The 20,660-nt window shown below is 73.6% G+C and carries 21 protein-coding genes and 1 tRNA gene; 4 read left to right on the top strand and 18 right to left on the bottom strand.

All coding sequences use genetic code 11. The annotated features are described in order from the left end of the window. Window positions 1-22: 22 nt before the first annotated feature. The 5 genes from IFT90_RS04930 to IFT90_RS04910 all read right to left on the bottom strand — a co-directional run bounded on the left by IFT90_RS04930 (window position 23) and on the right by IFT90_RS04910 (window position 4,612). Window positions 23-478, bottom strand: a complete 456-nt coding sequence (locus tag IFT90_RS04930; protein ID WP_192041196.1) for an SRPBCC family protein — start codon at window positions 476-478, stop codon at window positions 23-25. Then, a complete protein-coding gene (locus tag IFT90_RS04925) occupies window positions 475-1,938 on the bottom strand; it encodes an FAD-dependent oxidoreductase (protein WP_192041195.1) in 1,464 nt (487 codons plus the stop codon). The genes IFT90_RS04930 and IFT90_RS04925 overlap by 4 nt, the downstream gene beginning before the upstream one ends. Next, window positions 1,935-2,963 carry an SDR family oxidoreductase gene (locus IFT90_RS04920; RefSeq protein WP_197980647.1) on the bottom strand — a complete coding sequence of 343 codons (1,029 nt, stop codon included), beginning with the start codon at window positions 2,961-2,963 and terminating at the stop codon, window positions 1,935-1,937. Before IFT90_RS04920 ends, IFT90_RS04925 begins: the two co-directional genes overlap by 4 nt. Before the next feature lie 75 nt (window positions 2,964-3,038). After that, window positions 3,039-3,785 (bottom strand): hypothetical protein, encoded by a 747-nt coding sequence (locus tag IFT90_RS04915; protein ID WP_192041194.1) that lies wholly within the window; start codon window positions 3,783-3,785, stop codon window positions 3,039-3,041. Between the two features lie 119 nt (window positions 3,786-3,904). Continuing rightward, window positions 3,905-4,612 (bottom strand): DedA family protein, encoded by a 708-nt coding sequence (locus tag IFT90_RS04910; RefSeq protein WP_192041193.1) that lies wholly within the window; start codon window positions 4,610-4,612, stop codon window positions 3,905-3,907. A gap of 237 nt (window positions 4,613-4,849) precedes the next feature. Here IFT90_RS04910 and IFT90_RS04905 point away from each other — a divergent pair, with 237 nt between their 5' ends. Continuing rightward, entirely contained in the window at window positions 4,850-5,173 is a 324-nt protein-coding gene (locus IFT90_RS04905) for an ATP-dependent DNA ligase (RefSeq protein WP_192041192.1), read from the top strand. 41 nt (window positions 5,174-5,214) lie between these two features. Here IFT90_RS04905 and IFT90_RS04900 read toward each other — a convergent pair whose 3' ends face one another. From IFT90_RS04900 to mnmA, 10 genes are all read right to left on the bottom strand, one after another. Further along, on the bottom strand, window positions 5,215-5,562 hold the full coding sequence (locus IFT90_RS04900) for a DUF3054 domain-containing protein (protein ID WP_371741002.1): 348 nt from the start codon (window positions 5,560-5,562) through the stop codon (window positions 5,215-5,217). 29 nt (window positions 5,563-5,591) lie between these two features. Continuing rightward, window positions 5,592-6,242 carry a spermidine/putrescine ABC transporter substrate-binding protein gene (locus tag IFT90_RS04895; RefSeq protein WP_192041190.1) on the bottom strand — a complete coding sequence of 217 codons (651 nt, stop codon included), beginning with the start codon at window positions 6,240-6,242 and terminating at the stop codon, window positions 5,592-5,594. 188 nt (window positions 6,243-6,430) lie between these two features. Further along, window positions 6,431-7,267, bottom strand: coding sequence for a DUF3097 family protein (locus tag IFT90_RS04890; protein WP_192041189.1), 837 nt, complete (start codon window positions 7,265-7,267; stop codon window positions 6,431-6,433). Continuing rightward, the gene (locus IFT90_RS16840) at window positions 7,260-8,093 is read right to left on the bottom strand and encodes a hypothetical protein (protein WP_192041188.1); all 834 of its coding nucleotides are present in this window, start codon (window positions 8,091-8,093) and stop codon (window positions 7,260-7,262) included. Before IFT90_RS16840 ends, IFT90_RS04890 begins: the two co-directional genes overlap by 8 nt. A 37-nt stretch (window positions 8,094-8,130) precedes the next feature. Next, complete coding sequence (gene gatB / locus IFT90_RS04880) at window positions 8,131-9,630, bottom strand: Asp-tRNA(Asn)/Glu-tRNA(Gln) amidotransferase subunit GatB (protein ID WP_192041187.1); 1,500 nt, start codon at window positions 9,628-9,630, stop codon at window positions 8,131-8,133. Then, complete coding sequence (gene gatA, locus IFT90_RS04875) at window positions 9,630-11,180, bottom strand: Asp-tRNA(Asn)/Glu-tRNA(Gln) amidotransferase subunit GatA (RefSeq protein WP_192041186.1); 1,551 nt, start codon at window positions 11,178-11,180, stop codon at window positions 9,630-9,632. The genes gatB and gatA overlap by 1 nt, the downstream gene beginning before the upstream one ends. A 2-nt stretch (window positions 11,181-11,182) precedes the next feature. Further along, on the bottom strand, window positions 11,183-11,482 hold the full coding sequence (gene gatC, locus IFT90_RS04870; protein ID WP_123548173.1) for an Asp-tRNA(Asn)/Glu-tRNA(Gln) amidotransferase subunit GatC: 300 nt from the start codon (window positions 11,480-11,482) through the stop codon (window positions 11,183-11,185). A gap of 122 nt (window positions 11,483-11,604) precedes the next feature. Then, the gene (locus tag IFT90_RS04865; protein ID WP_192041185.1) at window positions 11,605-13,110 is read right to left on the bottom strand and encodes an alpha/beta hydrolase; all 1,506 of its coding nucleotides are present in this window, start codon (window positions 13,108-13,110) and stop codon (window positions 11,605-11,607) included. Between the two features lie 107 nt (window positions 13,111-13,217). Further along, a complete protein-coding gene (gene ligA / locus IFT90_RS04860) occupies window positions 13,218-15,512 on the bottom strand; it encodes an NAD-dependent DNA ligase LigA (protein WP_371812143.1) in 2,295 nt (764 codons plus the stop codon). Window positions 15,513-15,619: 107 nt separating this feature from the next. Continuing rightward, window positions 15,620-16,741 (bottom strand): tRNA 2-thiouridine(34) synthase MnmA, encoded by a 1,122-nt coding sequence (gene mnmA / locus IFT90_RS04855; protein ID WP_192041184.1) that lies wholly within the window; start codon window positions 16,739-16,741, stop codon window positions 15,620-15,622. A gap of 85 nt (window positions 16,742-16,826) precedes the next feature. Here mnmA and IFT90_RS04850 point away from each other — a divergent pair, with 85 nt between their 5' ends. Beyond that, window positions 16,827-18,098 carry an MFS transporter gene (locus IFT90_RS04850; RefSeq protein ID WP_192041183.1) on the top strand — a complete coding sequence of 424 codons (1,272 nt, stop codon included), beginning with the start codon at window positions 16,827-16,829 and terminating at the stop codon, window positions 18,096-18,098. On the opposite strand, the gene IFT90_RS04845 is transcribed toward IFT90_RS04850, so the two are convergent. Next, window positions 18,053-18,238, bottom strand: coding sequence for a hypothetical protein (locus IFT90_RS04845; RefSeq protein ID WP_192041182.1), 186 nt, complete (start codon window positions 18,236-18,238; stop codon window positions 18,053-18,055). The genes IFT90_RS04850 and IFT90_RS04845 overlap by 46 nt on opposite strands. Here IFT90_RS04845 and IFT90_RS04840 point away from each other — a divergent pair. Next, window positions 18,213-18,294: transfer RNA gene (locus IFT90_RS04840), tRNA-Leu, on the top strand. The genes IFT90_RS04845 and IFT90_RS04840 overlap by 26 nt on opposite strands. A 95-nt stretch (window positions 18,295-18,389) precedes the next feature. Next, complete coding sequence (locus IFT90_RS04835; RefSeq protein ID WP_192041181.1) at window positions 18,390-19,139, top strand: DedA family protein; 750 nt, start codon at window positions 18,390-18,392, stop codon at window positions 19,137-19,139. A 162-nt stretch (window positions 19,140-19,301) separates the two neighbouring features. Here the strand turns inward: IFT90_RS04835 and rdgB are convergent, their stop codons facing one another. Continuing rightward, window positions 19,302-19,904, bottom strand: a complete 603-nt coding sequence (rdgB, locus tag IFT90_RS04830; protein WP_192041180.1) for an RdgB/HAM1 family non-canonical purine NTP pyrophosphatase — start codon at window positions 19,902-19,904, stop codon at window positions 19,302-19,304. After that, on the bottom strand, window positions 19,901-20,647 hold the full coding sequence (gene rph / locus IFT90_RS04825) for a ribonuclease PH (protein ID WP_192041179.1): 747 nt from the start codon (window positions 20,645-20,647) through the stop codon (window positions 19,901-19,903). The genes rdgB and rph overlap by 4 nt, the downstream gene beginning before the upstream one ends. Window positions 20,648-20,660: the final 13 nt, after the last annotated feature.

The following is a 20,660-nucleotide window of genomic DNA, read 5'->3' as shown; positions in this document are numbered from 1 at the left end:
GGCCGGGACCCGGAGGCGCGGGTCAGCTCGGCGAGACCCGGTCGCGCAGCCGTCCCTCGGCCAGCCAGGCCAGGCGCCGGAGCGTCTCGCGGTTGCGGACGCCGAGCGCAGGGTCGAGCACGGCGTCGGGGACGAGTGCGCCCGGCCCGGTGACCGCCTCCTCCTCCATCACGACGAGGCAGCCGCCGGCGCGGTCGTGGACGGTGAGCGTCACCTGCGCCTCGCCCAGCGGCCAGCCCCTCGCGCGGAGGACTGCCCGGTGCGGCGGGTGCCACACCAGCACGCTCGTGGTGTCGTCGACGACGAGCGGCCAGACGCCGAACGAGTGGTGGATCCTCGCGCCGACGGCCGGCCAGGTGAGCTCGACGTCGCGGATGCGCGAGGCGCCCACCACCCAGCTCGGGTAGAGCCAGCCGTCGCTCAGCACGTCGAAGACGTCGTGCGGCGACGCCTCGACGAATCTCTGGTCGCGGCTCACGTCGTCCCTCCGTCGGGGCCCAGCCGGGGCAGGTGCTCGACGCCGAACTCGTGGCGCAACGCGCTCAGGGCGGCGTAGGCGCCGCCCATCCCGTGCACGGAGGGGCCGGGCGGCACGGACGACGACGCGAGGTAGGTGCCGGGGACAGGGGTACGCCACGGATCGGTCGACACCACCGGGCGCGCGATCAGCTGCCGCATCGTGGGAGCGCCCGACGCGATGTCGCCGCCGACGTAGTTCGGGTCGTGCTCCTCGAGGTCGGACGCCGTGTGGGCGCGGGAGGCGAGCACGAGGTCGCGGAAGCCGGGCGCGAACCGCTCGATCTGCTGCGTGACCGCCTCGGTCATGTCGACGGTGCTGCCGTTCGGCACGTGCGCGTAGGTCCACAGGGCGTGCTGCCCGGCGGGCGCGCGGGTGTCGTCGACGACGCCCGCCTGCACCGCGAGCACGAACGGCTCGGCGGGGTGCACGCCGCGGGCGACGTCGTGCTCGGCCCGCGCGACGGCTGCCCGGTCGCCGCCGAGGTGCACGGTCGGCGTGCGCCGCAGCTCCTCGGCCTGCCACGGCACGGGGCCGCTGAGGGCGAAGTCCACCTTGGAGGCGCCTCCCCCGTACCGGAACCGCTCCAGCCGGCGTCGGTACCCGGCCGGCATCTCGTCGCCGGCGATCGCGATCAGCTGCTTCGGGGTCACGTCGAGCAGCCGCACGGACGCGTCCAGCTGTCGCAGGCCGGTCACCTCGACGCCGGTCTCGATCACGCCGCCGTGCGCGACCAGGTCGGCGGCGAGCGCGTCCGCGATCGCCTGGCTGCCGCCGCGCGGCACCGCCCACCCGTAGCCGTGGCCGTGCACCGCGAGGGCGAGGCCCGCGGCCGACGCGCTGAGGCTCGGCATCGGGCGGATGGCGTGGGCCATGACGCCCGCCAGCAGCGCGCGCGCCTCCTCGGTGCGGAGGCCGGCGTCCCACCACGGGCCCGCCTGGTGCAGGATCCGCAGGCCGAACTCGACGGTCGTGCCGAGGTGGCGGGGCACCTGGAGGATCGGCGACAGGGTGAACTGCGACAGCTCGGGCTCGAGGTCGACGAGGCGGGAGAACATCCGGTGCCAGGTGGGACCGTCGACGCCGAGGCCGTCGGCGGTCCGCTCGAGGTCGCGGTACGCCACGCCCGCCGTGCCGCCGTCGAGCGGGTGCCCGTACGAGACCTCGGGCACGATCATCTCGACCCGCTGCTGCAGCCCCCACCGACGGAAGAAGCCCGAGGCCATCGCCATGGGGTGCACCGCGGAGCAGATGTCGTGACGGAACCCCGGCAGGGTCAGCTCGGCGGTGCGGGTGCCGCCGCCGATCGTGTCGGCGCGCTCGAGCAGCTGGACGCGCAGTCCTGCCCTCGCGAGGACGACGGCGGCCGAGAGGCCGTTCGGGCCCGCGCCGACGACGACGGCGTCGAAGGCGGCCGTCACGGGCGGCGCCGGCTGCCGGCGACGGCACGCACGACGGCGGCACCCGCGCCGAGGGCACCCGCCGCGGCGAGCGCGTAGCTGACGCCGCGGTTGCGCGTGTACCAGACCTGCGGGCTGGTCGAGCGGGCCTGGTCGTCGAAGATGCCGTGGGCGCCGTGGTCGCCCGCCACCGGGCTGTACAGGTTGTCGGGCCACATCGGCTCGGACTTCTCGGGCGCCTGCTGTCCGCTGTAGCCGGTCTTGGCGAGGTACACGTCGAGCCAGTTGGCCACGAACCGGTTGCCGAGCACCGTCATGACGGTCGGCTCGCCGATCCACGAGCGACGACGCGGCTTGTCCGCGACGTCGGCGATCGCCCGGGCGCCCACCTCGGGCTGGAAGATCGGCGGCACCGGCTTCGGGTGCTCGGGGAGACGCGACCGGACCCAGTTGAACTGGATCGTGTTGAGGGCCGGCATGTCCACGGTCGAGATGACGACGTGGCTCCGGTTGTGGATCAGCTCGGTCGTCACCGACTCGGTGAACCCCTGCACGGCGTGCTTCGAGGCGCAGTAGGCGGCCTGCAGCGGGATGCCCCGGTGCGCGAGCGCGGAGCCCACCTGGATGACGTGGCCCGCGTCGCGGGGCGTCATGCGCGACAGCGCCGCGCGGGTGCCGTTGACGAAGCCGAAGTAGTTGACCTGGGTAGCCCGCTCGAAGTCGTCGGGGTCGGTCTCGAGGAACTCGCCGAACACCCCGACCATGGCGCAGTTGACCCAGAGGCCGATGTCGCCGAGCTCGTCCTCGACGCGCGTCGCGGCCGCCTCGACCTGCTCCCGGTCGGCGACGTCGGTGGGGACGCCCAGGGCGCGGCGACCGGCCGCCCGGACGTCGGCGACGGCGCCGTCCAGCCCCTCCTGGCCGCGCGCGAGCACGGCGACGTCCCAGCCGCGGTCGGCGAGCTCGCGCACCACGGCCCGGCCGAGACCCGCGCTGCCCCCCGTCACGACGGCGATGCGAGAGATGGTGGGGTCGAGCTTGCTCATGGGTCTCCTCAGACGGTCTGCGACGGGGTCGTCGGGGTGCGGGTGGTCGACGGTAGTCCTGGCCAGGGGTCCCGGTCAGATGTCGAAGTCGCCGAAGCCGCCGAAGTCGCCGCCGCCGAATCCGCCGCCGAAGTCGCCGCCCCCGAAGTCGCCCGCCGCGCCCGGGTCGCCGCCGGTGGCGTCGCCGGCCAGCTGCGGGTCGGAGCCGGCGTCGGCGCCCGCACCGCCGTCCGCGCCGCCGTCGGCACCGGCGTCGCCCTCAGCACCGGCGTCGCCCGCGTCGCCGCCGTCGGCCGTGGCGTCGCCGCCGTCGGGCAGGAACGAGCTGACGAGGGCCGAGCCGATCACGTAGCCGGCGACCGTGCCGAGCAACGAGCCGCCGATGATCGAGCCCATGCCCATGCCGCCGCCCTGCCGGCCCGGTGCCTGGCCGGCGCCGGCCTGCGCGCCCTGCTGGCCGCCTCCCAGGGTCTGCTCGAGGGTGCCGGGACGACGCAGCTCGGAGCGGGTGGCCGCCTGGGCCAGCGAGCCCGCGTCGTCACCGCGGGGTTGCTCGCCCTGGGGCGACTGACGGCTGAGCTCGTCGAAGACCGTGCGGCGCTGCTCGGGCGTCAGGGTCGCGAACGCCTCGGCGTGCACCTGCTCGATGGTCTCCGGCGGCGCGGTGCGGAGCAGGTAGCGGTAGCGCTCGACGGCGATCTCGTCGTCGGTGCGGCCGCCGGGACGCTGGCCGGCCTGCTGCGGTGCCTGCTGCTGCCCCTGCTGCGGCGTCGCGCCGTCCTGCGGGTCGTCTCGTCCGAGGAGCTTGTCGAGGAATCCCATGGTGTGCCGTTCCTTCCGGTGGTCCCGGGAGCCTCCCGGGGTGTCCGACAGTACGGACGACCCCGTCCGCCCGCCTGGACGCACCGTGGAGATCCGCTCGGAGTGGACCCGCGGCGGGGTCAGCCCTGCGAGCGCCCGGCCGCACGGCGCCGCCGCACCGCCCGGACGACGAGCCACAGGACGACCCCGGCGATCGCCGCGTAGACCGCGTAGTCGAGATACGTCGCGTAGCGGTCGATCAGCTCGTACTGGGTGCCGAGGGCGACGCCCAGCCCGATCAGGAGCGTGTTCCAGAGGCCGCTGCCGATGATCGTGAAGAGCGAGAAGGTGACGGGCGGCATCCGGTCGGCGCCTGCGGGCAGCGAGATGAGGCTCCGCACCCCGGGGATGAAGCGTCCGAAGAAGACCGCCGACCTGCCGTGGCGGTGGAACCAGCCCGCCGCCGAGTCGAAGTCCTCGCGGTCGACGAGCGGCAGCTTCGACAGCCAGCGGATGCTGCGCTCGAGGCCGAGCACGGCCCCCAGCCAGTAGAGCACCAGGGCGCCCACGTAGGCGCCGAGCGTGGCCGTGGCCACGAGCAGGACGACGTTCATGTCGCCGCTGCCCGCCAGCGCACCGGCCAGGGGCAGGATCAGCTCGCTGGGGATCGGCGGGAACACCGTCTCGACGAACGTGAGCAGGCCGACGCCCCACTCGCCGGCGGCGTCGATGACGCGGGAGGCGATGCCGACGATGCCGTCGCTCTCGGTGAGCGAGCCGGGTGCACCGGAGGCGGTCGGGGCGGCGGGAGCAGCGAGGAGGAGCGGGCTGGCGGCGATGGAGGTCATGGGTCCCTGGGTCGGTTCGTGGCCCGCGAGGGCTCGGATCGGCTCGTCGAGCATGGCAGGGACGGCTGGGGACAGCCCCGGACGCTGCACATCGTGCACGACTGCGCCCGCGCCCGCACCCGGGGACACGACCGGACGCGGGGTGTCCGTGTCGGGGGCGCACGGTAGGTTGGCACAGACCGCTGCGCTCGTCCGAGTCACGGTGCGGCACGGACGACAGGAGCGAACGGGTACACCATGGGATCGCTGATCTACGGCACGTCGAGCATCGAGATCGAGTTCGACGACAGGACGCTCGAGCACCTGCAGATCGTCATCGCCACCAAGCTGCGACGACGCGAGTCGTTCTTCTTCTCTTGGCGCGACACCCAGAAGGTCGGCGACGGCCGCAGCAGCATCTGGCTCGACCCGGGCATCCCCCTCTACTTCAAGTACTCGGGCGGTCGTGTCCCGACGATCAGCCGCGAGTGGCTCGCCGAGCTGACCACCTCCTCCAACAGCTCGTCCGGCCTGGTGCTCACCGACGAGCCGAGCCTCGACAACTCGGCCAAGCGCAAGTAGCGGCCCCGAGCGGCAGCGGGCGCCTCGGAGCCCCAGGTCGCTCAGCGGCGCGAGCCGCGGGCCCGACGACGCCGCACCCTCACGAGTGCTCTCCAGCCGAGCAAGAAGATCCCGAGCACGACGACGGTGACGATCACGAAGCTCACCGCCGTGCCCTGGCCGCTGATCACCCTGAGCACCATGCCGACGACGACCGTGGCAGGCCACACGACGAGGCCGGAGCCGACGGCCGGGAGCGAGCGTCCGCGCACCAGCACGAGGGCCCAGCCCACGACGAGCCCCGCGGCGAACGGCCACAGGGTCGTCAGGACACCGGCCAGCGCTGACCCCTCGTCGTGGCTGCGGCGCCCGATCAGGACGAACGCCACCACGAGGACGAGATCCGCCACGAAGGCCCACCACGGAGACCGGCGCGCCGTCATCGTGGCTGCTCCAGGGTGCGCGACAGCTCGGCGAGCAGGTCGTCGACCTGAGGCTCGACGAGGCGCGCCAGGGCCTCCGCGATTCGCTCCCGGTGGCCGGCGACGGCGAAGCAGAGGGCCGTCCCGACCGCCTGCGCGTGCTCGTCGGCGAGGGCGAGCTCCCGACGGAGGGCCTGCTTGGCCTGCTCGGTGAACTCCGGCTCGGCCGCAGCCTCCTCGTCGGTCGGGCCTGCAGGAGGCGCGTCCTCGGCGGCGAGGCCCGCCAGGGTGAACAGGAACGGCTGGGTCGGGTCCGGCTCGGGGTCGACGTCGAGGCCGTCGAACTCGGGTGCGAGGTCGGCCTCCGGCCGGTACCCGTCGGGCTCGCCCGCCGCGGCACGCCGCAGCTCGCGGTCGACCAGGGGCAGGTTGCGGGTCGTGTAGGTCTCGACCTCGGCGTCGACGATGTGCCGGAGGCGGTTGAGCAGCGCGTGCTGGACGGCGTGCGGCACGTCGTGGTCGAGGCCCGCGGCGGTGGAGACCGGCGAGCCGAAGCAGGTGCGGCAGACCCGGGTGCGCCCGCGGGCCGTGCCGATCCGCCAGCGCGGCAGCCAGCGCAGCCAGGCGTCGACCGCGCCGCGCACCTGCCCCTCGATCGAATCGGCCATGCGACGAATCTAGGGCGCGGAGCCCGTCGGGGGCCGCTGCCGTCGGGCGATTCGCACCTCCGACATCCCAGGGATCAGGAACGAGCCGTCACGCGGTCCTGATCCGTGCACGGATCAGGACGATCACGCCCCTCCCCGCGCGGATCAGGACAGATGTTCCTGAATGAGGACAGGGCGGGCGGGGCGGGTCAGTCGACGGTGACGAAATCGATCAGCTGCTCGACGCGTCCCAGCAGGGCGGGCTCGAGGTCGCCGAAGGTCCGCACGCGGCCGAGGATCCGCTGCCAGGCGGCGGCGATGTCGGCCTGGTCGTCGTGGGGCCAGCCGAGGTGCGCGCAGATGCCGTGCTTCCACTCGACCGAGCGCGGCACGGTGGGCCACGACTCGAGACCCAGGCGACCCGGCTTCACGGCCTGCCAGACGTCGACGAACGGGTGGCCGACGACGAGCACGTGGGCGCCCGACGGCCCGCGGGCGATCGAGTCGGCGATCCTGCTCTCCTTCGACGCCGCCACCAGGTGGTCCACCAGCACGCCGACGCGGCGGGTCGCGGTCGGCCGGAACTCGGCGAGCACCTCGGCCAGGTGGTCGACGCCCTCGAGGTACTCGACGACGACGCCCTCGACCCGCAGGTCGGCGCCCCAGACCTTCTCGACGAGCTCGGCGTCGTGCCGGCCCTCGACGAAGATCCTGCTCTCGCGGGCGACCCGTGCCCGGGCCCCGTCGACCGCGAACGAGCCCGAGGCCGTCCGTGCGCGCCCCTGGGGCGCCGCGCGGGGCACGCGCAGCGCGACCGGGGAGCCGTCGACCAGGAACGACCCGCCGAGGGGGAAGGCGCGGACGCGGCCCTTCCAGTCCTCCAGCTCGACGGTGCCGGCCTCGACCCGCACGACGGCTCCCGTGAAGCCGCTGCGCGCCTCCTCGACGACGAGGTCGCGGACGGCGTCGGTGGGCGTCGGCGCCGGTCTCGACGAGCGCTTCCAGTCGCCGCTCAGCACGTCCTGTCCGTAGCGGTCGTCATCCACGGGGCGGTCCTCCTCGGGTCGGTCGGGTGGGTCGGGGCTGGTAGGGGCGCGGCGGCCCCTTGCCGTCGGGCTCGCCGCCGGCGGGGCGCCCCGTCGTCGGTCGACGCCCGGGCACGGTGCTCGGCGGCGGGCGGGTCGCGCGGGGAGCCGCGGCGGGGCCCGCGACGGAGCCGAGCCCCGCCCTGGCCCCGGGGCGGTCGGCAGGCGCGGCGGGGCGTGACGCAGGGTCGGCGCGCCGGGCCGGAGCGGGTGTCGGAGACGCCGCCGAGGCGGCAGCACCCGATCGTGCCGCCGCCGCCGAAGCCGTCGGGCCAGCGGACTCGTCCGGTCGGAAGCCGAGCCCGAAGGCCCAGGCGAAACCGCCGAGGACGACGAGGACGTAGAGACCCGACACGACGAGCGGCAGCCACCAGGCCGACAGCGGTCCCCCGCCCTGCCCGGCGATCGCCAGGACGACGAGGGCCGTCACGAACCAGACCGCGGCCGCGAAGGCCCGGGCGGCCCAGCGAGCCAGGCGCAGGCGCAGCTCGCGGCGGCGGGGCGCCGCCTTCCAGTGGGCGGCGTGCGGAACGAGCAGGTGCCGGGCCGGCGTCCACGCGAGCGCGGCGGCCGTGACCAGCCACGCCAGCACGAGGCCGACGAGCAGCGAGGAGGCGATCAGCACGAGGTCGGACCGGCTCGCCGCCAGCCCCGTGGCCCCGTCCCGGAGGTGGACCACGGCCACGCGCTCGGGCAGCAGCTGCATGGCGGTCACCAGGACGAGCGCCGCCGCGGCGAGGGCGAGGCCCATCGGCGCGGCGGCACGGAGCAGAGGCGGCACGGTCATCGTGACCGGGCCGCCCCTGCGGCGTCGAGGCGGGTGGTCAGGCCTGCGCCCTCTCGAGCACGAGCTCGCGGACGCGCGCGGCGTCCGCCTGGCCCTTCATCGCCTTCATGACGGCGCCGATGACGGCGCCGGCCGCCTGGACCTTGCCGTCGCGGATCTTCGCCAGCACGTCGGGCTGCTGGGCGAGCGCCTCGTCGATGGCGGCGATGAGCGCTCCGTCGTCCGAGACGACCGCGAGGCCGCGCGAGGCGACGACCTCGGCGGGCGAGCCCTCGCCGGCGACGACGCCCTCGAGCACCTGACGGGCGAGACGGTCGGTCAGCTCGCCGGACTCGACGAGGGCGATCAGCTCGCTGACGTGCAGGGGCGACACGAGCGACGACGGCTCGACGCCGGCCGCGTTGGCGGTGCGGGCGATCTCGCCGGTCCACCACTTGCGGGCCGCCTGGGGCGACGCGCCGGCGGCGACGGTGTCGACGAGCTCCTGCAGGAGGCCCGAGTTGACGACGTCCTGGAACTCCTGGTCGGCGAAGGCCCACTCGGCCTTGAGACGGCGACGCAGGGCCACCGGCGCCTCCGGCAGGGCCAGGCGGAGCTGCTCGACGAGCTCGCGCGACGGGACGACCGGCAGCAGGTCGGGCTCGGGGAAGTACCGGTAGTCGTCGGCGTCGCTCTTCGGGCGCCCGGCGGAGGTGCGCCCGGTGTCCTCGTGCCAGTGCCGCGTCTCCTGGGTGATCGTCCCGCCCGCGGCGAGGATCGCCGCCTGGCGCTGGATCTCGTGGCGGACGGCGCGCTCGACCGAGCGGAACGAGTTGACGTTCTTCGTCTCGGTGCGCGTGCCCAGCTCCACCTGGCCGTGCGGACGGAGCGACACGTTGGCGTCGCAGCGCAGGTTGCCGCGCTCCATCCGCGCCTCGCTGACGCCGAGGCTGCGGACGATGTCGCGGATCGTCGAGACGTACGCGGCGCCGAGCTCGGGGCCGAGGGCGCCCGCGCCGATGATCGGCTTCGTGACGATCTCGACGAGCGGGATGCCCGCGCGGTTGTAGTCGACGAGCGAGTACTCGGCACCCTGGATGCGACCCGTCGAGCCGCCGACGTGCGTGAGCTTGCCGGCGTCCTCCTCCATGTGCGCCCGCTCGATCGGCACGTGGAACACGGTGCCGTCGGGCAGCTCGACCTCGACCTCGCCCTCGAACGCGATCGGCTCGTCGAACTGGCTGACCTGGTAGTTCTTGGGGTTGTCCGGGTAGAAGTAGTTCTTCCGGGCGAAGCGCGAGCTCTCGGCGATCGAGCAGCCGAGGGCGAGGCCGAGGCTGATCGAGTACGTCACGGCCTGCTCGTTGACCACCGGCAGCGAGCCCGGCAGCCCCAGGTCGACCGGCGTCACGTTCGTGTTCGGCTCGCCGCCGAAGAAGTTCGGCGCGTCGGAGAACATCTTGGTCTTCGTGCCGAGCTCGACGTGCACCTCGAAGCCGAGGACGACCTCGTAGCGGGCGAGCGCCTCGTCGTAGTCCATCAGGTCTGCCTTGGCCATCAGATGACTCCCTCGGTGGCGGCGGTCTGCTCGGTGCTGCTCAGGTCAGGCGCACGCGAGATGAGAGTGTGGCCCCAGCCCTGCTCGAGGAGCTGCTCGACGGCGGCGCCGTAGGTGTAGAGACGGGCGTCCTCGCGGGCGGGAGCCATGAACTGCAGGCCCGTCGGCAGGCCGTCCTCGTCGGCGAGCCCCATCGGCACCGTGATGCCGGGCACGCCGGCGAGGTTCGCGGGGATGGTCGTGAGGTCGTTCAGGTACATCGACAGCGGGTCGTCGAGCTTCTCGCCGAGCGGGAACGCCGTGGTCGGCGCCGACGGCGAGACGAGCACGTCGACCTTCTCGAACGCGGCCGCGAAGTCGCGCTGCACGAGCGTGCGCACCTTCTGGGCGCTGCCGTAGTACGCGTCGTAGTAGCCGGCGCTCAGCGCGTAGGTGCCGAGGATGATGCGGCGCTTCACCTCGGGGCCGAAGCCGGCCTCGCGGGTGGCGGCCATGACGTCCTCGACGGTGCCGCGGCCCTCGGGCACGACGCGCATGCCGAAGCGCACGGAGTCGAACTTCGCGAGGTTGCTCGAGGCCTCCGCGGGGAGGATCAGGTAGTAGGCGCTGATCGCGTACTCGAAGCTCGGGGCGTCGATCTCGACGACCTCGGCGCCGGCGCCGGTCAGCAGGTCGAGCGCCTCGGCGAAGCGCGCCTTCACGCCTGCCTGGAAGCCCTCGCCGGCGAGCTGGCGGACGACTCCGACGCGCACGCCCTGCAGGGCGCCGCCGGCGAGGCCGCGGCGGGCGGCGTCGGCGAACGACGGCCACTCGTCGCGCAGCGAGGTGGAGTCTCGGCGGTCGTGGCCCTTGATGACGTCGTGCAGCAGCGCCGAGTCGAGCACGGTGCGGCTGACGGGGCCGACCTGGTCGAGCGAGCTCGCCAGCGCGATGGCGCCGTAGCGGCTGACGCCGCCGTAGGTGGGCTTGACGCCGACCGTGCCGGTGACAGCGCCCGGCTGGCGGATCGACCCGCCGGTGTCGCTGCCGAGGGCCAGGGGCGCCTCGAAGGCGGCGACGGCCGCGGCCGAGCCGCCGCCCGAACCTCCGGGCACGCGGTCGAGCGACCACGGGTTGTGCGTCGGGCCGTAGGCGGAGAACTCGGTCGACGAGCCCATCGCGAACTCGTCCATGTTCGTCTTGCCGAGGGGCACGAGGTCGGCGGCACGCAGCTTGGCGACGACGGTCGCGTCGTACGGCGGCACCCAGCCCTCGAGGATGCGGCTGCCCGAGGTCGACGGCATGTCGATCGTGCAGAGGACGTCCTTGACGGCGATCGGCACGCCCGCGAGGGGGCCCATCGCGTCGCCCGCGGCGCGGCGGCGGTCGACGTCGGCGGCCGTCGCCAGGGCCTGGTCGCTGACGTGCAGGAACGCGTGCACGTCGCCGTCGACGGCGGCGATGCGGTCGAGGTGCGCCTGCACGACCTCGACGGACGACACGTCGCGCGAGGCGAGGCGGGTGCTGAGGTCGTCCGCGCTGAGGCGGATGATCGAGGAGGCGTCGGCCACGTCTACTGCTCCTCTCCCAGGATGGCGGTCACGCGGAACCGCGAGCCGTCGTGGTCGGGCGCGCCCGAGAGCGCCTGCTCGACCGTGAGCGTCTCGCCCACGACGTCGTCGCGGAACACGTTCGTCAGCGGGATCGGGTGGCTGGTCGCCGGGACGTCGTCGGTCGCGACCTCGGACACCTTGGCGACGTTGTCGACGATCTGCCCGAGCTCCCGGGTCATGGTCTCGATCTCGTCGGGGGTGAGGGCGATGCGGGCGAGACCTGCGAGGTGCTCCACCTGTTCGCGCGTGATTTCAGACATGCTGCTCCGTCACGTGGTTCGTCTGGGGTACCGCGGCTGGGGGTACCCGACGATCTTACGGGGCCGCACCCGGCCCGGCAGGCCCGGGACGTCGTGCTGCCCGCCGCGGGGCACGGCCGGGCTCAGTCGCGCACGTACAGGTCCTGGGGCCGCACGAGCGAGAGGTCCGGCGCCTCCGGGGCGACCGGTCGCGGGTCGCCGGGCTCGCCGTCGACGAGGTCGCCGCGGCCGAGGCCGATCAGGGCCGTGCTCCGCAGGGTCTCGGTGCCGGGCACCAGGTAGGAGTTGTGGCCGAGGGCGGCGGCGAGGGCGCGTCCCGTGTAGCCGTCCGCGCCTCCCCCGGTGTGCAGCAGCACGGCACCGAAGCCGGCGGTGCCGGGATCGGCGCCGAAGTACGCGCTGCCGGCCACGGGGTCGAAGCTGCCCGCCGCGGCGTAGACGTCGTCGCCGGCGACGTCGAGCATCGACGCGGTGGGGACGACGCTGCCGGGCGAGCCGAGCAGCACGAGGGAGTCGACCGACACGGTCCCGGCCGACAGGGCGAGCGTGGCCGTCGTCGACCCGTAGGAGTGGCCCACGACCGTGACCCGGGCAGGCGAGGAGGCGCGGGCCGCGTGGAGCCCCGCGATCGCGTCCTCGAGGCGGTCGGCCCCGGCCCGGGCGAGGTCGAGCCCGTAGACATTGGTCAGGTCGGGGGTCCGGTAGCCCAGCCAGGCCACGACGGCGACCTGGTCGAGGCCTTCGCCGTCGGCCCGTGCCAGGAGGTAGGTCCACGACCTCTGCTCGTCGTACAGCTCGCCGGCCGTGTCCGTCCAGTCCACGAGCTGGCTGCCGACGGTGAAGAACATGCCCGGCACGAGCACGGTGACGTCGTCGGCCGTGTCGAGGTCGCCGACCGAGACGGCCGCTCGGCCCGGCAGCACCGTGTCGAGGACGACGAGGTGCCGCTCCGCGTCGCCGGCCGCGCGGCCCCCGACCGCCGCGGCGACCTGGTCGAGCATCTCGGCGCGGTCGTCGTCGTCGCGCCGTTCGTCCTGGGTGCCCCGACGCTCGTCGATCGCCGAGCGCGCGGCGACGAGGAACAACCGGTTCGCCTCGTCCCTGGTCGTGTACGGGACGCCCTCGAGGTTGCCGACGAGACCAGGCACGCGAGCGACGAGGGTCAGCTGGCGCGAGGGGTCGAGGCCTGCCCACCAGGACGCCACCTCGGGGGCGGTCCGGACGGAGGCGACCGCGTCGACGAGCGCACCGGTGTCGTCGCCGGAGGCGTCCAGGGAGGCGGCCAGGCCGTCGAGCTCGTCCTCGCTCGCCGTCGCGAGGTCGTCGAGGCAGGACGCGGGGACGGCTCCCGCGCAGACGTCGGAGAGGTCCGAGCGGGCGGGCCCGGCCAGGCTCGTGGGCGCAGGCGGAGCCCCCCGGCCGGCGGACGTGGCGTGCTCGGACGCGGCTCGGTCCTGGCGGGCCGACGTCTCGGACCCCGTTCGCATCTCAGACCCCGTGCGCACCGGGGACACCGTGTGCGCCTCGGCACCCGCTGTTCCGGGCCCGGCGGCAGGCTCGACGGGACCGGCGACCACCCCGGTGAGGTGGATCGATGCGGACAGGATGGCTGCGGCGAGGAACAGCACGTCGGGTCTTTCCCCCTCGTGCGCACCTGAGCCACGACCCCCTACAGCCCTGGTCGATGCGCGCCCTCATCGTACGAGCGCGAGGTGCCGCCTGACCAGGCATTTCGTTAGTCGGCTGGGGATTCGTCCCCCGAAACGGGGACAGCCAACCCCGATGGGCCCTCCTTAAGGAGGACAGCGAACTCCGCCGCGTCGATGATGCGGACGCCGAGCTGCTCCGCCTTCGTGAGCTTCGACCCGGCACCGGGGCCGGCGGCCACGAAGTCGGTCTTCTTGCTCACGCTGTTGCCGGCCTTGCCGCCGGCCGCGAGGATCGCCTCCTGGGCGCCCTCCCGGCTGAAGCCCTCGAGGCTGCCCGTCGCGACGACGGTCAGGCCGGAGAGCACTCCCCCGGCCTCGACGGCCGCGCCGGGGCCCGGGTGGTCGGGCGTCGTGAGCTGGACGCCTGCCGCGGCCCAGCGGTCGACGATCTCGACGTGCCAGTCGACCTCGAACCAGTCGCGCAGGGCGTCGGCGATGATGCCGCCCACGCCGTCGACGGCGGCCAGCTCGTCGCGGGTCGCGGCTCGGATCGCGTCGAGCGAGCCGAAGTGGCCGGCGAGGGCGCGGGCGGCGACCGGCCCGACGTGGCGGATGCTGAGGCCGACGAGGATGCGCCAGAGCGGGCTCGTCTTCGCGGCCTCGAGGTTGGCGAGCATCTCGATCGCCGTCTTCGACGGCACGCTCGTCTCGTCGCCGGCGAACTCCGTGGCGTCGGGGTCGAAGGGGCCGTCCTTCTTCGCGCGGCGCCGCCGGAACGGCGTCACGAGCTTGGGCACCCCGTCGGCCTCGAGCTTCTCCATGCCCGTCTCGGAGTCGCGCACGACGACCCTCACGGGGAAGATGTCGCTCATCGTCAGGTCGAACAGCCCCGCCTCGGTGCGGAGCGGCGGCGTCGACGGCTCGACGGGCTGCGTCAGCGCGGCCGCCGCGACCTCGCCGAGGCCCTCGACGTCGAGCGACCCGCGCGACGCGATGTGCTCGACGCGGCCGCGCACCTGCGCGGGGCAGCTCTCGGCGTTGGGGCACCGGAGGTCGACGTCGCCCTCCTTCGCCGGACGCAGCGCGGTGCCGCACTCGGGGCACTCGGTGGGCATGACGAACTCCCGCTCGCTGCCGTCGCGCAGCTCCACCACCGGGCCGAGCACCTCGGGGATGACGTCGCCGGCCTTCCGCAGCACGACGGTGTCGCCGATCAGCACGCCCTTGGCCTTGACGACCTGCTGGTTGTGCAGGGTCGCCTGGCGCACCTCGCTGCCCGCGACCTCGACCTTGCGCATCACGGCGAAGGGCGTGGCCCGGCCGGTGCGGCCCACGCTCACGACGATGTCGAGCAGCTCGGTGTTCACCTCTTCGGGCGGGTACTTGAACGCCGTGGCCCAGCGCGGCGCCCGGCTCGTGGCGCCGAGCTCGTCGTGCAGGGCGAGGTCGTCGACCTTGACGACGATGCCGTCGATCTGGTGCTCGACGCTCGACCGGCGCACTCCGTAGTCGTGGATGAACGCCGCCACCTCGGGCACCGTGTCGTAGACGCGGTGGTGGGTCGAGATGGGCAGGCCCCACGAGGCGAGCAGGTCGTAGACCTCGCTCTGGCTGTGGACGTCGGTGTCCCGCTCGAGCTCGCGGACGGGCCAGGCGCCGATGCCGTGCACGAGCATCCGCAGGCTGCGGAGGCGGGCGTCCATCAGGGCGCGCTTCTCCGGGCTCTTGCCCTCGGCCTTCTGGCGCAGCGACCCTGCCGCGGCGTTGCGCGGGTTCGCGAAGACACGCTCGCCCGCCTCGCGCTGGCGTGCGTTCAGCTGGTCGAACTCGGCGACCGGGAAGAAGATCTCGCCGCGCACCTCGACGATCGGAGGGTGGCCGGTGCCCTCGAGACGCTCGGGGATCGTCCCCATGGTGAGCACGTTGCCCGTGACGTCTTCTCCGACGACGCCGTCGCCGCGGGTGGCGGCCGTGACGAGCACGCCGTGCTCGTAGCGCAGGTTGATGGCGAGCCCGTCGATCTTGAGCTCGCAGAGGAACCGGACGCGCTCGGCACCGGCGTCGCGCTCGACCTTGCCGGCCCACTCGGCGAGCTCGTCGTCGCTGAAGACGTTGTCGAGGCTGAGCATGCGCTCGGCGTGCTCGACGGGGGCGAACTGCGTCGTCTCGGCCCGGCCGCCCACGGTCTGCGTGGGGCTGTCGGCCTTCAGCAGCTCGGGGTGCTCGCCCTCGAGCTCGGCGAGGCGCCGCACCAGCGCGTCGTAGTCGGCGTCGGACGCCGTCGAGGCGTTGCCCTCGTAGTACTGGTCGCGCAGCTCGAGGACGCGCGACGTCAGCTGAGCGACCTCGTCGCGGGCGGCGGCGAGGTCGTCGGGCGTCACGTCGGGGACGACGGCGTCCGGCGAGACCGCGTCCGCGGGCTCGCCGCTGGTGGGCCCGTCGTGCACGGACCCGTCGTCCACGGACCCGTCGTCCGCGGGCCCGTCGCTCACGGCGCGGGGACCGGGACGGCGCTGACCGTCCGGTCGATCGTGCACTGGCCGAGCACGCGGGTGCCGACGTAGACGACGGCGGTCTGCCCGGGGGCGACGCCGCTGAGGGGCTCGTGGGGAGTGATCACGAGCTCCGTTCTACCCTCGACCACCGACACCCGCGCGACGGCGGGGACGGGGTCGGCGTGGGCCCTGATCTGGACGTCGCAGTCGAACGCCGTCGTGGGGTCGACCGGCGCGCGGCCGGCCCACGTGTACGAGCCGCCGGCGATCTCGGCGATGTCGAGCGCCTCCTTCGGCCCCACCACCACCGTGTTGTCGACCGGTCGCACCTCGAGCACGAAGCGGGGCTTGCCGTCGTCCGACGGGAAGCCGACGTTCAGGCCCTTGCGCTGCCCGACCGTGAACGCGTGCGCGCCCTGGTGCGTGCCGATCGTCTCGCCCGAGCGGTCGAGGATGTCGCCCTGCTCGGCGCCGACGCGCTCCGCGAGCCAGCCGCGGGTGTCGCCGTCGGGGATGAAGCAGATGTCGTGGCTGTCGGGCTTCGCCGCGACGCTGAGGCCACGGGCGGCGGCCTCGGCCCGCACCTCGGCCTTCGAGGGCGTGGCCCCGAGCGGGAACATCGAGTGCGCCAGCTGCTCGGCGGTGAGCACGCCGAGCACGTACGACTGGTCCTTGGCCCACGCGGAGGCGCGGTGCAGCTCTCGCTCGCCCTGGTCGTCGGTGACGATGGTCGCGTAGTGCCCGGTGCACACCGCGTCGAAGCCGAGCGCGAGGGCCTTCTCGAGGAGGGCGGCGAACTTGATGCGCTCGTTGCAGCGCATGCAGGGGTTCGGGGTGCGACCAGCGGTGTACTCGGCCACGAAGTCGTCGACGACGTCGAGCGCGAAGCGCTCGCTGAAGTCCCACACGTAGTAGGGGATGCCGATGACGTCGGCGGCACGCTGGGCGTCCATCGAGTCCTCGATGGTGCAGCAGCCGCGGCTGCCGGTGCGGAGGGTGCCGGGCATCCGGCTGAGGGCCAGGTGCACCCCGACGACGTCGTGGCCGGCCTCGACCGCCCGGGCCGCGGCGACCGCCGAGTCGACGCCGCCGCTCATCGCTGCGAGGATCTTCATCCGTCAAGTGTAAGCAGCCGCGCCGGCGCCCGGCGGGGTCGAGGGGGTCGGCCCCGGCCGAGGCAGGCATAGTGTGGCCGGTGCCATGACGTCGACGCCCTCCCCCGCCTTCTCGTTCCGGTCCGTCGCCCTGTCGGCCTTCCTCCCCGCCGCGTTGTTCGCGATCGGCGAGGGGGCGATCATCCCGATCATCCCGGTCGTCGCCAGCGACCTCGGGGCGACCCTGCCCTTCGCGGCCTTCGTCGCCGCGCTCATCCTGGTGGGCGAGCTGATCGGCGACGTCCCGAGCGGCTGGCTCGTCTCCCGCATCGGCGAGCGCACCGCGATGATCTCCGCCGCGCTCGTGAGCATCGTCGGGCTGCTGACCTGCGTGTGGGCGCCGAACGAGTGGGTCCTGGCCGGGGGCGTGCTGCTCATCGGCCTCTCGACGGCCGTGTTCGCCCTGGCCCGGCACGCCTTCATGACGAGCTTCGTGCCCGTCGAGGTCCGGGCACGCGCGCTGTCGAGCCTCGGCGGGGTCTTCCGGCTCGGCTACTTCGTCGGGCCGTTCCTCGCGGCCGGCACCATCCACCTCACCGGCTCGACGCAGTCCGCGTTCTGGATCCACGTCGCCGGCTGCCTCGGCGCGGCCGTCGTGCTGCTCGTGCTGCGCGACCCGTCCGAGGTGCTCCGTGAACGGCGGGCGGCGGCGGCCGTCCCCGTCGACGCCCCGACCCCCGGCGAGGAGAAGGTCGCGAAGGAGGCGGAGGGACTGTTCCGCACGCTCGCCCGCCACCGCGGCGTCCTCGTCAAGCTGGGCAGCGGCGCCGCGCTGATCGGCGCGATGCGGGCCGGGCGCCAGGTGATCCTGCCGCTCTGGGCCGTGAGCATCGGGATCAGCGCGCCGCAGACGGCGCTGATCATCGGCATCGCGGGCGCCGTCGACTTCGCGCTCTTCTACACGAGCGGCCAGATCATGGACCGCTGGGGCCGCCTCTGGAGCGCCGTGCCCTCGATGGTCGGCCTCTCGATCTCGTACCTGGCCCTGTCGCTCACCCACGACCTCGACGCCCGGGTCGGCTGGTTCGTCGCCGTGGCGATGTTCATGTCGCTCGCGAACGGGATCGGCAGCGGCATCCTCATGACCCTCGGCGCCGACCTCGCCGACCGGGCCGACCCCGCGCCGTTCCTCGGTGCCTGGCGGTTCACGGGCGACGCGGGCAGCGCGGCCGCACCGCTGCTCATCTCCGGGCTGACCGCCGTCGTCTCGATCTCGCTGGCGAGCGGGGTGATGGGCGTGCTCGGCCTCGTCGGGGCGGTCATCCTGCTGCGCTACGTGCCGCGGTACTCGCCGCACGTGCCGCGGGAGCTGCGCTGACGCCGAGCCCGCGCCTCCTCGTGCTCGTGCTCGTGCTCGTGCTCGTGCTCGTGCTCGTGCTCGGGCTCGTGCTCGTGCTCGTGCTCGTGCTCGTCGGTACACTCGGTCCTGCCCGCGGGAGTGGTGAAACTGGCAGACACGCAGGATTTAGGTTCCTGTGCCTTCGGGCGTGAGGGTTCAAGTCCCTTCTCCCGCACGAAGGCCCGGCTCTGTCCCGGTGACGAAGGTCACTGCAGCCTGCGCAGCCAGCACGGGTAGCCTGGGCCTCCCGGCACCTCGAGAAAGAGACCCATGCTGCCCCTGGCGACCATCTCGTGGCTGGACCCCGAGTACCTCCTGTCGGCGTTCGGCCCGTGGGCCGTGCTCGGCGTCTGCCTGCTCGTCTTCGCCGAGACCGGGCTGCTGATCGGGTTCCTGTTCCCCGGCGACACCCTGCTGATCATCACCGGAATCCTCGCGGCCACGAACCCCGGTGCCCTCGGCCTGCCGATCTGGCTGATCGCGATCTTCATCGGGATCGCCGCCTTCGCCGGCGGCGAGCTCGGCTACCTGATCGGCCACAAGATCGGGCCGCGCATCTTCGAGCGGAAGGAGAGCGGGCTGTTCAGCAAGGCGAACGTGAACCGGACGAACGCCTTCTTCGAGCGCTTCGGCCCGCTCGCGGTCATCATCGCCCGCTTCGTGCCGGTCGTCCGCACCTTCGCGCCGATCATGGCCGGCGTCGGGCACATGAGCTACCGGCGCTACTCGCTCTACAACGGCATCGGCGCGGTCCTCTGGGGCTTCGGCGTCACCATGCTCGGCTTCGGCATCGGCCACATCCCGCCCGTCGCCGACTTCGTCAGCTCGTACATCGACCTGATCCTGCTCGGCGCCGTGCTCGCGACGCTGATCCCCGTCGCGATCCACTACTTCCACGGCGTGCACACGGCCAAGAAGCACGAGGCCGACGGCACGACCCCCGACGCCGAGGTCGACGCCTCCGCGGTCGGCTCCGCCGCCGTCGACTCCCCCACCGGCCAGACGCCGACGCAGGCCTGACCCCCCTCCTCATTCAGGAAGATCGGTCCTGATCCTCGCGGATCAGGTGCCGATGTTCCTGTCTGCTGCAGCGTTCAGGAACCCCTTCAAGGAGCTTCCTGAGTTGCCCGCGCGGTCGGGCCCGCGAAGGCTCAGCCAGCCCGCGGGCAACAGCAGAGGCGCTCAGCCCGCGAGGGCCGCGACGTGCGGCGCGATGGCGCGGAACGCCCGCGACCGGTGGCTGACCGCGTTCTTCTCGTCCGGGGTCAGCTCGGCCGCGCTGCGGGTCTCGCCCTCGGGCCGGAACACGGGGTCGTACCCGTGTCCGCCCGTGCCGACCCGCGCCTCCAGGACCTCGCCCGGCCACTCGCCCTGCTCCACCAGCTCGCGGGCGGCGACCGTGCCGTCCGCCGACGCCGGCACGACGAGCGCCGCCGCGCACGAGAAGTGCGCCGAGCGGTCGGGCACGCCGACCAGGTTCGCCAGCAGCAGGTCGATGTTGTCGTCGTCGTCCCGGGTGCCGGCGTAGCGGGCCGAGTGGATGCCGGGCGCGCCCCCGAGGGCGTGGGCCGAGATGCCGCTGTCGTCGGCGAGCGCCGGCAGCCCGGTGTGGGCCGCCGCCGCGCGCGCCTTGATCAGCGCGTTCGCAGCGAACGTGTCGCCGTCCTCCACGGGCTCCGGGCCGTCGTAGGCGACCAGCTCCACGCCCGGCGCGGTCTCGGCGAGCAGCAGCCGCAGCTCCCGCACCTTGCCCTGGTTGTGCGTGGCGATGACGACCTGCGTCACGCGCCCAGCACCTCCTCCTGGAGGGTCGTCAGGTCGGCGCCGCCGGCGACGGCGAGGTCGAGCAGCTCGCCGAGCTCGCGTCGGTCGAAGGGCGCACCCTCGGCCGTGCCCTGCACCTCGACGAACAGGCCGGAGCCCGTGACGACGACGTTCATGTCGGTCTCGGCGCGGACGTCCTCGACGTAGGCGAGGTCGAGCAGCGGGACGCCGTCGACGATGCCGACCGAGACGGCGGCGACGCTGTCGGTCAGCGGGGTCGCCTTCTGGGCGATGAACTTCTTCTCGCGGCCCCACTCGATCGCCTGCGCGAGCGCGACGTACGCGCCCGTGATGGCCGCCGTGCGCGTGCCGCCGTCGGCCTGGAGCACGTCGCAGTCGAGCACGATGGTGTTCTCGCCGAGGGCCTTCGTGTCGACCACGGCCCGCAGGCTGCGACCGATCAGGCGGGAGATCTCGTGGGTGCGTCCGCCGATCTTGCCCTTGACGCTCTCGCGGTCGTTCCGCGAGCCGGTGGCGCGCGGCAGCATCGCGTACTCGGCCGTGACCCAGCCCTTCCCCTTGCCGGCCAGCCAGCGCGGCACGCCGTTCGTGAAGGAGGCGGTGCACAGCACCTTCGTGTCGCCGAACGACACCAGGGCGCTCCCCTCGGCCTGCGCGCTCCAGCCCTTCTCGATGGTGACGCGTCGCAGCTGGTCGGCGCGGCGGCCGTCGGCGCGGACGAGGTCGGTGGTGGTCTCGGTCATGGTGTCTCCCCTG

This window comes from Frigoribacterium sp. CFBP 8766 (assembly GCF_014841435.1).
Classification (GTDB): Bacteria; Actinomycetota; Actinomycetes; order Actinomycetales; family Microbacteriaceae; genus Frigoribacterium.
The sequence above is the reverse complement of the archived record's forward strand: the minus strand, read 5'-3'. Positions and strand labels throughout refer to the sequence as shown.